Origin of the sequence: Burkholderia mycopellens (assembly GCF_964265025.1) — a bacterium.
GTDB lineage: Bacteria > Pseudomonadota > Gammaproteobacteria > Burkholderiales > Burkholderiaceae > Burkholderia.
Genome location: NZ_OZ183803.1, coordinates 1,337,820 through 1,350,194, shown reverse-complemented (window position 1 = coordinate 1,350,194; position 12,375 = coordinate 1,337,820). Strand labels below are relative to the sequence as shown.

Below are 12,375 nucleotides of genomic sequence, written 5' to 3'. Positions count from 1 at the left end.
CGAGACATTGATGATCGATCCGGTATTGCCGCGGCCGGCGCGTTTCGCCGGCCGCGTATTCATCGCCATCGTGCTGGCCGCGCCGCTCGTCGCGCATGCGCTGCCGAGCTACGACACGGTGCGCCGCAACTGGCGCAGCTCCGACTGGGTGCTGCTCGCGCGCGACGGCACGCCGCTGCAGCGCACGCGCGTCGACCTCGCCGAACGGCGCGGCGACTGGGTGTCGCTCGCCGACGTGTCGCCCGCGTTTCGCGAGGCGATCGTCGTGTCGGAAGACAAGCGCTTTTATGAACACAGCGGCGTCGACTGGCGCGGCATCGCCGGCGCCGCATGGGGCAACCTGTGGAACGAGCGCACGCGCGGCGCATCGACCGTCACGATGCAGCTCGCCGGACTGCTCAGCGATTCGCCGCGCCGGTCGGGCCAGCGCTCGCTGCCGCAGAAGGCGACGCAGGCGGTCAACGCGCTGCTGCTCGAACGCGGCTGGCGCAAGGACCAGGTGCTCGAGGCATACCTGAACCTCGTGCCGTTCCGTGGCGAGACGATCGGCCTCGCCGCGCTGTCGCAGGTGCTGTTCGGCAAGGCGCCGTCGGGCCTCGACGCCCGCGAAGCCGCGATCGCGGCCGCGCTCGTGCGCGCGCCCAATGCGACGCCCGCGAAAGTCGCCGAGCGCGCATGCCGGATCCTGCGCGACATGCATGCCGAGCAGGCCTGCGCGTCGCTCGACGGCTACGTGCAGCTCGTCACCGCGCGTCCGGCCAGCGCCGCGCGCGACGACGGCGCCGCCCTCGCCCCGCACTTCGCGCGACGCATCGCGGCCGAGGTGCGGCCAACGGCCGGCGCACAGGTGCGCACGACGCTCGATGCGCCGCTGCAGCGCTTCGCGCGCGACACGCTGATGCGCGCGCTGACCGAACTCAACGCGCCCGCGCACCGGCGCAACGTGCAGGACGGCGCGGTCGTCGTGATCGACAACGCGACCGGCGAGATTCGCGCCTGGGTCGGATCGTCCGGCGCGCTGTCGAGTGCGCGCGACGTCGATGCCGTGCTCGCGCCGCGCCAGGCCGGCTCGACGCTCAAGCCGTTCCTCTATGCGCAGGCGATCGACGAGAAACGGCTGACGGCCGCGTCGCTGCTCGACGATGCGCCGATCAACCTCGCCGCCGGCGGCGGCCTGTACATTCCGCAGAACTACGACAAGGATTTCAAGGGCTGGGTGAGCGTGCGCAGCGCGCTCGGCGGCTCGCTGAACGTGCCGGCCGTGCGTACGCTCGTGCTCGTCACGCCGCACCGCTTCGCGCGCACGTTGACCGCGCTCGGCCTGCCCCTCGCGCAGGAAGGCGACTACTACGGCTTCAGCCTCGCGCTCGGCAGTGCGGACGTCACGCTGCTGTCGCTGACCAACGCGTACCGCGCACTCGCGAACGGCGGCGTTGCCCGCAAGGTCGTCGACGTGCCCGTGCCCGGTCCCAGTCCCGCGCCGGCGTCCGGCGCATCGGCCACCGCGCAAGCCACCGACGGTACGCGCGTGTTCAGCGAGGCGGCCAGCTTCGTCGTGACCGACATCCTCTCCGACAACAATGCGCGCGTGCGCACGTTCGGCTTCGACAATCCGCTCGCGACACGCTTCTTCTCGGCGGTCAAGACCGGCACGAGCAAGGACATGCGCGACAACTGGACCGTCGGCTTCACGTCGCGCTATACGGTCGGTGTGTGGGTCGGCAATGCGGACGGCTCGCCGATGTGGGACGTGTCGGGCGTCACGGGAGCGTCGCCGGTGTGGTCGGCTGTCGTCGGCTACCTGCACCGCGACCAGCCGAGCCGCGCGCCGCGCGCGCCGGCCGGCGTCGAGACGCGCCGCATCACGTTCGAACGCGATATCGAACCGTCGCGCAACGAGTGGTTCATCGCGGGAACGGCGCTCGACACGATCCGGCTCGCCGCCCCCGTCACGCCAGGCAAGGACGGCGCACGCGCGCCGCTGACGATCGGCGCGCCGACCGACGGTACGATCTTCGCGATCGACCCGGACATTCCGCCGAAGAACCAGCGGATCTGGTTCGAGCGCTCGGCCGGGCGCGCGTCGAAATTCGCGTGGCGGCTCGACGACAAGGTGATCGGGCATGCCGATCGCGTCGCGTGGATGCCGTGGCCGGGCCGCCACCGGCTCGAACTCGTCGATGCGCGCGGCAATGTGGCCGATGCGATCGGCTTCGAGGTGCGCGGCGCTTTCGCGAAGGCGGCCGCGCGCAGGCCCTGAGCACGTGAACCGGCCGCTTACCGGCCGGCTGCGTTGCCGCCGGGCTCGCGCCGCTAAACGGTACGCCCCCCGTGCGGAACGGCTCGTTCTCCCGTCGGTTTCAGTCGTCGCCTGACATGACCTTTTGCCAAGGGAACTGAAAGGATTCCGGCCTGGCGGGCAAACGGGCGAGCAGTACGCGGATCGGGAATCTAGAATACGAACAGCGCCGCTCTCCGAACGCACCGGTTGCTCCCTTCTCCCGGACACCCGCGACCATGAACATTCACCATACGCGCTTCACCCGCCCCGCGCTGGGCGCGCTCTGCGTCGCAACGCTCGCGACGCTCCAGGCCTGCAACGGCGACGCCTGCTTCGGCGTGGATGTCTGTTTCAACGACAACACGCAAACCGTCTCGCTGTCGGGCACGGCCGCCACGGGCAGCGCGCTCGCGAGCGCGTCGGTGGCGGTCAGTTGCGCGGCTGGCTCGGCGACGACACTGACGGACGGCGGCGGCAACTACCAAGTGACGGTCAACGCCGCGCTACCGTGCGTGGTCACCGTGACGTCGAGCGGCACGAGCCTGCATTCGCTCGCGTATGCAGGCGGCACCTTCAACACGACGCCCGAGACCGAGTTGATGCTGGTCTATCTCGCGGCACAGCTCGGCACGAACACAGCTGGGCTGATCAGCAATTTCCAGGGCAATTCGCACTTCCAGCAGGTCATGGGCAGCCCGAACACTGTGCAGGCCGCGCAATCGGCCGTCGTGACGAACCTGCAGCAGCGGTATGCGGTCACACTGACGACGCCGGCGTTCCTGACCACGTCGTTCGTCGTCGGCCAACCGGGCGTCGACAGCGATCTCGGTGCGCTGGAGAAAGCGGGCGCGATCGATTCGAACGGATTGCCGGATCCGGTTGCCGTGTCGCTATTGACGCAGGCCGGCGCGGCGCATCCGCTGTGAGGGACGAGATCGTCGCTGCGGGGATTGATCCCGGGCGATTCCGTGGATATATCCGATCCATCGTCCCGGCAATCCACTACGCGCATTTCCCTGGCAATCGGTTGAAATTCAGCCGGGAATCCAGTCGGGAATCCCGGCCACATCTCCAGATCGATGTCTTCCGCCGTCCTTTTCAAGGGTCGCGCATCCGGCCCACTTCATTCGAAATCCGGCCATTGAACCCCGATTGTCTGAAATTATCGACATTGAATATATCCGCTTCATTCTTTCCAAGTTCGGAATAAAAGCAATTTTCCTCATATTTCTCAACAATCGGCGTCACGCCTCGCATTTCCCATTTATCAAACAATTGGGTAAAGTGCCCACCATCCGATGACGCGAACGCCTCATTCGCGTCGCATAGCGCAATATCCGCTCGCATCAAATGAATACGAAAGCACAGATTCTTCGTTACTGGCGTGCCGCTGAAATCTTCAATCCGCAATCCGTTCCGGATATTGATCTGAAACCCGGAAAGCGAACGAAACAGACCGACCGGCTTACTCCCGACGATCTTCTCGCACCCTGGCAGCCAGGATTCACGCGCCTTCCGGCCGCGGGGAAGGATTGTGTATGGCGTCACGATGTCTATGGCGGTGTCTATCTGGTTCGGCGCGTACGCGAATTTCTCGAATCGATCTTCGGGCAGGATCCGCAATCGTTCGACTCGCGGCTCGACAGCCTGTCGGCATGCTTTCTGATTCGTGTCGATCATGACGGACGCCCGCTCTTCGATACGTTCGTACTGTCCGCGTGCGTTTGGGCATGGGGACGCACCGTCGCGCCTGGCCCCGACTCGCCGGCCTGGCTCGACGGATTCGAACCATTCGCCGCCGACTTCCTGATCAAGTTGCGCCAGATATTCGCGGTTCCCGACGACGACGACGAGGGCAAGGCGCTACTCGCGAATGAACTCGACGTCGGTCGCAAATTGACGCTGGCCGACATCGACGCGATTACCGCATTGCTGTTCGAGGAAATCGGCCTTGTGGAAGAAGTGCCGGACGAACGCGCGCGCATTCGGTCGAGGCAGGTCGAGGCCGGAAAGGAATACAAAATCGACCGTGCCGATTTCCTGAACAGCTTCTTTGTCGACGATCTGACGCGGGTCGCAGACGCGTTCGAGCAGAACAACACGGGAGCCGCGTTATCGGCCTACCTGAGGCCGGATAGCGAGATCGACAACGCAGCGCGCATCGACACCCGGCAATCGGTCGATACGATGTACCAGACGCTGGCTCCCGAGCGCTACCCTTCCGGACGCTGGCCGGCAAGCGGGCACCACCCGCTGGTCTTCAGTCAGCAGTTCGCGATCAACCGCATGATTCACGAACTGGACGACGACGCTGGAATATTCAGCGTCAACGGACCGCCCGGCACCGGCAAGACTACCTTGCTCCGCGATCTCGTGGCGCACATCGTCGTCAAACGAGCTGAAAGGCTTGCGTCGCTGCGTAGACCGGAGGACGCGTTCGACGGCGTCGGCGGCTGGGGATCCGGCAATCGTCAGCGAACCATCCATTTGTGGAAGCCGGAATTCTCGGGCTTCGAGATCGTGGTGGCTTCCGCCAATAATGGCGCCGTCGAAAACATCACGCTCGAACTGCCGGGAGCCGACGCGATCGACGACATCTGGAAACCAAGCGTCGACTATTTCCCGGATCTCGCCGCGCGCGCACTCGGCGGCGACAAGCCGGTATGGGGCTTGCTCGCGGCCCGTCTCGGCAACAAGAAGAATCGGACGGCGTTCCTTCGCGACGTCTGGTGGGATGAAAAAAAGGAAGATCGCCGAACGAACGACGAACCGGAGAGCGAAAAAGGACTACCCGGCCTCGTGACCTGGCTCGGCGACCACGCCAAGCGCCGGCCTTCGATATGGCGTGAGTCGGTCGAACGCTTCCGGCAAGCCTGCGCTGAGGAGTCGAAACTTCGGACGCAGCGCGAGGACTGGGCACGGCAGGCCGACGCGTTGCGCGCCGCGCGGTCGCGCCTCGGTACGCTGAACGCACTTGCGCGGGAACGCAACCGGGCGACAGCGAACGCGGCAAAGGCCCACGAAATTGCCCGGACACGTCACACGGCGGCTATTGAACGAGTAAGACAGGCACACTCTCAAAAAAACGATCACCTGCACGCGCGCCCGGGTTTCTTCGAGAATTTGTTCAGTTTCGGTCGCGCACACCGGGACTGGCGAATCCGATTTCTCGCATGTGTCGACGCCGAACAACAGGCCGGCGATGCGATGGACGCCGCCGCTGGCATCGTGAATCAAGCCGATGTCGCGCGCCGAGGCGCGGAACAACTCGAACGCATGACCCACGACGAAATCGCGTTGCTGTCGGACGACATTACGCGACTCGACGCCGGACTCGCCCAAGCGCGCATGGTCCTGGGCGACCATTTCATTGATCGCGATTGCGCCGATCGCACGGACCACGATCGCGAACTGTCTTCGCCATGGACCGACCGGGCATGGAACGACGCTCGGGCGAAGGTGTTCCTTGAAGCGCTGAATCTGCATCAGGCGTTCGCAGCCGAAAACGCCCATATCGTTCGTTCCAATCTCTTCGGGATGGTCGACATCCTGCAAGGTTCCGTACCGGGAAGCGTATCCCGCCAGGCCGTGAAATCCGCGTGGCAAACGCTTTTCACCGTGGTGCCCGTTATATCCAGCACGTTCGCTTCGTTCGGTCGCCTGTTCTCCAATCTTCAGCGCGAGGAAATCGGCTGGCTGTTGATCGACGAGGCCGGACAAGGGTTGCCGCAGGCCGCCGTCGGCGCTCTTTGGCGGGCCAGGCGAGCCGTCGTGGTCGGCGATCCGCTTCAGCTCGAGCCGATCCTGCCGCTTCCGTTCACCTCGCAACAGGCGCTGCGCACCCGCTTCGGTGTCGAAATGACGTGGACGCCCGGCCGTCAATCGATCCAGCGGCTCGCAGACCGGATCTCGACGGTCGGCACCTATCTTCCCGATCACGAAGGCAACCCGCTCTGGGTCAGCGCCCCGCTTCGGGTCCATCGCCGCTGCGACTTCGACATGTTCGATGTCGCCAACAAAATTGCGTACAACGGGATGATGGTATTCGGCACCGTCATGCGGGCAGAACTCGCTCTTCCCGGCACGACGTGGATTCACGTCGAGGGGCGCGATGCGAACGGGCACTGGGTCCCCGACGAGGGACGGGCTGTCGCCATGATTCTCGACGACCTGCACAAACACGACGACGCCTCCGGAACGATCTACGTCATCTCACCATTCCGGGAAGTGACGCAAGGTCTGCAGGACACGCTCGGAAATCGATACGGAAATGTCAAGATCGGCACGATCCATACGGTACAGGGCAAGGAATCGGATGTCGTCCTACTCGTACTGGGCGGCCATCCAGACCGTCCCGGCGCGAAAGCATGGGCGTCGGAAAAGCCGAATCTGCTCAACGTCGCAGTCAGCCGCGCGAAACGCAGACTCTATGTGATCGGCAATCGCGATGCGTGGCGAGACTATCCGTTTTTCAGCGAATGCGCCGTCACGCTCGAACATCGGACGACATGGCCGGGTGTCGCCGGGCACGACACCGCGACACTCCTGCGCGACGAGGCATAACGAATGAACGACGCGATTGAACGCGCAGCGCATCGTACCGGGTCGATCGATACGATCGACGCCGACACCTATTTCCAATGGCTCCGACTCGCATACACGGCGCGCGATGCAGGCGACGACGTCATCGTCGCGCTACGCTCGGCGGGCACACCGAACGCCGACGCAGAAGCCATCGCATGCAGTCTCGACCTGCCCGACGATCCACGTTTCGCGCCCGCGGTCGCGGCCCGTACCGTGTCCGACGGACTGCCAGACCACGGGATCGGCGAACGCCTCAGCCTCACGCGACGGGACGGGCATCCGTCCTCGCGCGAACGATACCGATGGATCGCAGCCTGCGCGGCACTCGTTGCCTTCGCAGCGGGCGGCATCTTCGCGCTACTCCATCGCCCACACGAGCGGCCGACCGCGGCATCCGTTCGGCCCGCAGGCCAGCAGCACGCGGCGGCAGCGATCGCAAATCGCCCGACCCCGATACCGCGTCAGCAACGCGACAGCGGGCGGGCCCAGTCATCGGAATCGCCGCCGGCGCTCACGAAACACGCCCGCCCGCTGTCTCCCCACACATCGCTCAAACAAACGGTCAATGCGCCCGCGCTCGCTACGCCGGCACCGACGCCAGTAGAGGCTGCTCGCCCAGAATCCTGTCCGCCGGGTGTCGATCGTCTCGGGTGCCCGGGCGCTCCGGGCGTCACTGAGCGCGAATCGGCGTGCCCCAACGGCTTCAGCCGCGCCGGATCGTCGTGCGTGCCGATCGCAATACCGCAGCACGCACACGCGATACCAACCGATTTTGGATGGGAATGCGACGTCGGCTTCATACAGACCGGCCGGAGCTGCACGAAACTGCGCATACCGCACAACGCGCACGTCGATTTCACCGGGCGCTCGTGGCAATGCGATGCGGGTTACGAACGTGCCGGCGAAAGCTGTCGCCCTTCGTGACCGTATATACGCCCCGCTCGTAAAATCGCGCCGTAACAATAGTGGGCACTCGCGAACGGAACCGTGCATGGCTTTGTCGCGTTGCTAGCCGGCCTGTTACGCCGCCTCCCCGCTCCCGCACACCACGGGCGCCGCCTGCTGCTGCGTCAGATACCGCAGCAGTTTCGTCACCATCCACACGACGATGCACGACAGCGCGACGAAGAACACCGCGAGCGGCGTCAGCACATGAATCGACACGAAACCGGCCAGCCCCATCATCGCGGACGACACCAGCAGCAGCGCGCATCCGAGGATCGCGCTCGTCAGGCCGGCGATATGCGGAAACAGCGAGTTGCCCTTGGCCATCAGCGTCGGGTACATCGCGCCCGCGCAGAAGCCCATCACGAGCACCGGCATCGCCAGCGTCCAGACGCGCAGCCCGACGGTCAGCGCCAGCACCAGCATCGCGACCGACGCGCCTGCCATCACGCGCGCGCCGATGCGCAGCCGTTGCTCGGCGCTCGGCAGCCCGGGCCCGTGAATCCGGTTCGACAGGCCGCCGAGGAAATACATCAGCCCGATCCCGAGCGCGAGATAGCCGAAGAAGGTCGGCGGCTTGTGCAGCGTGGTCTGCACCATGAACGGCCCGACGATGTTGAACACGAGCAGGATGCTGTAGCACAGCCCTTGTGCCAGGAAGCAGCTCTGGAACACCGGGCTCGCCAGCACCTTGCCCGCGTTCGTCATCAGCGTGCGCGGCTCGAGATGCACCGGTTTCGGCAAGGTTTCGCGGTAACGCCACAGCAGCGCCCACATCACCAGCGAGTACACCAGCAGGAACACGAGGCACGCGCGCCAGCCGAACCATTCCTGCAGGTGCGCGCCGATCACCGGCGCAACGATCGGCGCGAGCCCCCACGCGATCGACATGTACGTAAACGCGTGCATCAGCGCCTGGCCGGAGAACGAATCGGTGATGATCGCCTTCGCGAGCAGGTTGGTGGTCGCGATCCCGAAGCCTTGCAGGCAGCGCGCCAGCACGAACGTCTCCAGGTTCTGCGCGCCGAGCGACAGCAGGCAGCCGATCGTGTAGATCACGAGCCCGAACGCGAGCACGCGCTTGCGCCCGTATGCATCGGCGATTGGCCCGAAGATGAGCTGGCCGAGCGCATAGGCCGCCATGTAGCCGGACACGCTCGACTGGATCGCCTGCGGCGTGGTCGCGAACGAGCGTGCCATGTCGGGTAGCGCGGGCACGTAGATGTCAATCGCGAGCTGGCCGGCGGACGCGAACAGGCAGATCAGGAACAACAGGAAACGCGGCGAATTCGACTCGCGCGCGGCAGTGGGTGTGGCGTTCATGACGACCGGGAAGGATTCAGGCAGCGGTGACGCAGCCGCGTGATGTTCGAATTGCGAACGTGCGTGCGACGTGGCGAATTCCGTATTGTGCCTGTTGTCGGGTCGCGCGGCCGGATTCCCCTGGCATGGGCGAGGTTGAATGCCGGTTGCGGGATGGCCGGGAATCCGCTGTCGGCACGACACCGGCGGCCTCGCACCGCTTTAATTCTGGTTTAAGCCGGCCCCCGCATAGTCGCCGATGGCTCTCTCCGCGAGCCGCACGATTCGTTCATTATTGCTTCGATCAGTCTTGTTTGATGGAGATATGAAGATGCGATTCCGTTCGTTCATGGCGGCGGGCACACTGGCGCTCGCGCCCGTGTTCGCGCTGGCCGGGCAGACCGGCGCCGCCGTCGCCCAGCCGATATTCGTCAACGTCAACGGGCAGGCCGTGCCCGTGAAAGCCGAAACACGCGTGGTACAGACGGCCGTCGGCCCGATGAAGGTCAGCACGTGGCGCTGGCAGAGTCCGCAAGGCGGCGCGAGCTTCGAGATGCAGACGTCGTCGTCGGGCGGCATGCCGCCGGCCGCGGCGCTTCGGCAGATGCAGGCCGCGCAGTACCAGATGCAGGCGGCCCAGGCGCAGATGGTCGCCATGCAGCAGCAGATGATGGCGCTCCAGCACGTCGCGCTCGCCAACGCATTCGGGATGTCGGCGCCGCAGCCGGTCGGGTTCGCGATGGCGCCGTGGGCAATGCCCGAGCCGGTGCTCGTCATCGTGCCGGCGCAGCCGTCCGCGCGGTCGGTGGCGCCTGCGCCCGCAACGGACACGCCGGCCCGGCCGGCCGCGCGTGGACCTGAAATCAAGGCCTGACGCAACGCTGCGTCGCGCGAGCGAGCAAGCGAGCAAGCGAGCAAGCGACTGACAGCGATACCGAAACCGCCGGCACACGCCGGCGGTTTTTTATTGCCGGTCGCGCGCCTCCCGCGCGTTTCCCGTCCCGGCGAACGCGCGCTGCCGGCCCGCTCCAGAGCGAATCGAAACGCCGGCCCCTCCGTACTTTCCACCCATTGACACACCTCCCCGCCTTCCCTCTATACTCCTCGAAGCGTCGATAAATTGTTGAACAATCAATCGTTGAAATCGACGCCTGACCGGCCAGCACAAAGGATTCCAGCCGGATCGTCGCGCCTGCCAACTTCCCCGAGAGTACCGCGTCATGTCGAACTATCCCGCTGCCTACCAAGTCACCAAGGGCTCCGTCCTGAACGTCGACACTGCCTTTTATTCCGCGATCGCCCGACGCCAGGACGCGCGCGAACGCATCGAGTCGCATGTCGTGCCGATCCGCAGCGGCTTCGCATGGACGGTCCCGGCCGGCCACGTATTCCGCATCGTCACCCTGGAAGGCCCGCAGGTCGCCGACTTCAACATGTGGAACCTGCACAATCCGCGCGAACGCATGTGGGCGTCGCGCACCCGGCAATTGCAGGCCGCGCACGTGAGCACGTTCGACCGGCTCTGGTCGACACTGCCGTACCTGCGCCCGATGGCGACGATCACCGACGACACGCTGGCCGACTATGGCGTCGACAGCGACGGCGGCCGCGTCCACGACCTGCTCGGCACACGCTGCGACCCGTACGTGAACAAGCTGCTGACCGGCGAGGATTTTCATTTCCACTGCCACTCGAACCTCGTCCGCGCCGTCGCGCCGTACGGGCTGACCGAATTCGACGTGCACGACGTGCTCAACGTGTTCCAGTGCACGGGCCTGAACAGCGACGACAAATACTTCATGAAGGCATGCCCCGCGAAACCGGGCGACTATCTCGAATTCTTCGCGGAAATCGACCTGCTGTGCGCGATGTCCACCTGCCCCGGCGGCGACCTGTCGGTGCCGATGTGGGGCCCCGACGCGCGCGACCCGATCGACGTGTGCCGACCGCTCGGCGTCGAGGTCTACCGGCTCGCCCCGAGCCTGCTCGAAGGTTGGTCGTCGCCGTCGGTCGCGCCGTATCGCGGCCAGCACGGGATGCAGCCACCGCAGGCCGACTGGCAGCGCGACAAGACGGCGTAACGCGCGCCGCAGCCCGTAGAATGGCGAAACACCGCCGGCCGCCACGCCGGCGGCGCACGATCAGGAGAGGAGCGAACGAACGGCATGGCAAGCGAAAAAGCGAGAGGACAGTCGGTCGCTGACCGAATCAGCCATCAACTACGCGAGCACATCATCAGCGGCAAGTTGCCGCCCGGCACTGCGCTGATCGAAATGGACCTTGCCGCCGAATACGACACGTCGCGCAATTCGCTGCGCGAAGTGCTGCACCAGCTCGGCCGTGAAGGGCTCGTCACGTTCGTGCGGCACAAGGGCGTCGTCGTCCGCACGCTCAACCGCCAGGACGTGCGCGATCTCTACGTCGCGCGCCGCACGCTCGAACTGCATGCGCTGAACACCGCCGAACTCGCGCAGCCGGCGCTGCTCGAGAAAATGCAGGCCGCTATCCGTGCGGCCGAGCGCGAACTCGACAAGCAGAACTGGCAGGCCGTCGGCACGCACAGCTTGCGGTTTCATCAGCATATTGTCGCGCTGCAGAAATCGGCGCTGCTCGACGAGTTCTTCCGAACCATCTCGGCCCAGCTGCGCCTCGTCTTTGCCGCCGACCCCGACGAGCGGCGCGTACAGACGCCCGACTGGATCCAGCGCGAATACCAGATCTACGACCTGCTCACACAGAACCGTCGCAGCGAGGCCGTCACCACGCTGGCACGCTATCTCGACGATTCCGAGCGGATGCTCGTCGAAGCGATCAAGCGCAGCCAACGCGAGGCCGCGTAAGCATCGCGCGGCCGTCGCGCGCCGTCAGGCGCACTCGTCCTCCGGCAGCGCGTAACTGCCGTCTTCCCGGTGCGTTTCGAGCCCCGTGAGCGGCGGGTTGAACACGCACACGAGATGCAGATCGCCGCGCGTCGCGCGCAGGATATGCGGATCGTTCAGATTCAGTGCGTAGATCGTTCCGGGCGCGATCCGGTGTACGTCGCCCGTCGCCGTATCGACGACTTCCCCTTCTCCCGCCACGCAATAGTTGGTTTCGAAATGGTTCTTGTAGTGCAGATGCAGTTCCGCGCCTTCGTGAACACACGTCTCGTGAACCGAGTAGCCGACGCCGTCCTGTTTGACGATCATGCGCTTGCTGTCCCAGCCCGGACCGCGTGCGTGGCGTTCGGTATTGGCGATATCGCCCGATCTTACGACAATCAT

At 65.3% G+C, this 12,375-nt stretch carries 10 protein-coding genes; 7 read left to right on the top strand and 3 right to left on the bottom strand.

Annotation, left to right across the window (positions count from 1 at the left end; all coding sequences use genetic code 11):
- Positions 1–10 precede the first annotated feature (10 nt).
- A complete protein-coding gene (gene pbpC / locus ACPTTC_RS24335) occupies positions 11–2,260 on the top strand; it encodes a penicillin-binding protein 1C (RefSeq protein ID WP_423394251.1) in 2,250 nt (749 codons plus the stop codon).
- 257 nt (positions 2,261–2,517) lie between these two features.
- Entirely contained in the window at positions 2,518–3,207 is a 690-nt protein-coding gene (locus ACPTTC_RS24330) for a hypothetical protein (RefSeq protein ID WP_423394250.1), read from the top strand.
- 172 nt (positions 3,208–3,379) lie between these two features.
- Here the strand turns inward: ACPTTC_RS24330 and ACPTTC_RS24325 are convergent, their stop codons facing one another.
- Positions 3,380–3,628, bottom strand: coding sequence for a hypothetical protein (locus ACPTTC_RS24325; RefSeq protein ID WP_423394249.1), 249 nt, complete (start codon positions 3,626–3,628; stop codon positions 3,380–3,382).
- Between the two features lie 3 nt (positions 3,629–3,631).
- On the opposite strand from ACPTTC_RS24325, the gene ACPTTC_RS24320 reads away from it, so the two are divergent.
- Both ACPTTC_RS24320 and ACPTTC_RS24315 read left to right on the top strand, forming a co-directional pair.
- A complete protein-coding gene (locus ACPTTC_RS24320; RefSeq protein ID WP_423394248.1) occupies positions 3,632–6,844 on the top strand; it encodes an AAA domain-containing protein in 3,213 nt (1,070 codons plus the stop codon).
- Positions 6,845–6,847: 3 nt separating this feature from the next.
- Complete coding sequence (locus ACPTTC_RS24315) at positions 6,848–7,789, top strand: hypothetical protein (RefSeq protein ID WP_423394247.1); 942 nt, start codon at positions 6,848–6,850, stop codon at positions 7,787–7,789.
- A 96-nt stretch (positions 7,790–7,885) separates the two neighbouring features.
- On the opposite strand, the gene ACPTTC_RS24310 is transcribed toward ACPTTC_RS24315, so the two are convergent.
- Positions 7,886–9,133, bottom strand: a complete 1,248-nt coding sequence (locus ACPTTC_RS24310; protein ID WP_423394246.1) for a multidrug effflux MFS transporter — start codon at positions 9,131–9,133, stop codon at positions 7,886–7,888.
- A gap of 310 nt (positions 9,134–9,443) precedes the next feature.
- On the opposite strand from ACPTTC_RS24310, the gene ACPTTC_RS24305 reads away from it, so the two are divergent.
- The 3 genes from ACPTTC_RS24305 to ACPTTC_RS24295 all read left to right on the top strand — a co-directional run bounded on the left by ACPTTC_RS24305 (position 9,444) and on the right by ACPTTC_RS24295 (position 11,952).
- Positions 9,444–9,986 (top strand): hypothetical protein, encoded by a 543-nt coding sequence (locus ACPTTC_RS24305; protein ID WP_423394245.1) that lies wholly within the window; start codon positions 9,444–9,446, stop codon positions 9,984–9,986.
- A 346-nt stretch (positions 9,987–10,332) separates the two neighbouring features.
- Positions 10,333–11,193: an urea carboxylase-associated family protein gene (locus tag ACPTTC_RS24300; protein ID WP_226197694.1), complete on the top strand. Its 861-nt coding sequence runs from the start codon at positions 10,333–10,335 to the stop codon at positions 11,191–11,193.
- A gap of 84 nt (positions 11,194–11,277) precedes the next feature.
- Positions 11,278–11,952: a GntR family transcriptional regulator gene (locus tag ACPTTC_RS24295; protein ID WP_069260171.1), complete on the top strand. Its 675-nt coding sequence runs from the start codon at positions 11,278–11,280 to the stop codon at positions 11,950–11,952.
- Positions 11,953–11,976: 24 nt separating this feature from the next.
- Here ACPTTC_RS24295 and ACPTTC_RS24290 read toward each other — a convergent pair whose 3' ends face one another.
- Positions 11,977–12,375, bottom strand: a complete 399-nt coding sequence (locus tag ACPTTC_RS24290) for an ectoine synthase (protein WP_423394244.1) — start codon at positions 12,373–12,375, stop codon at positions 11,977–11,979.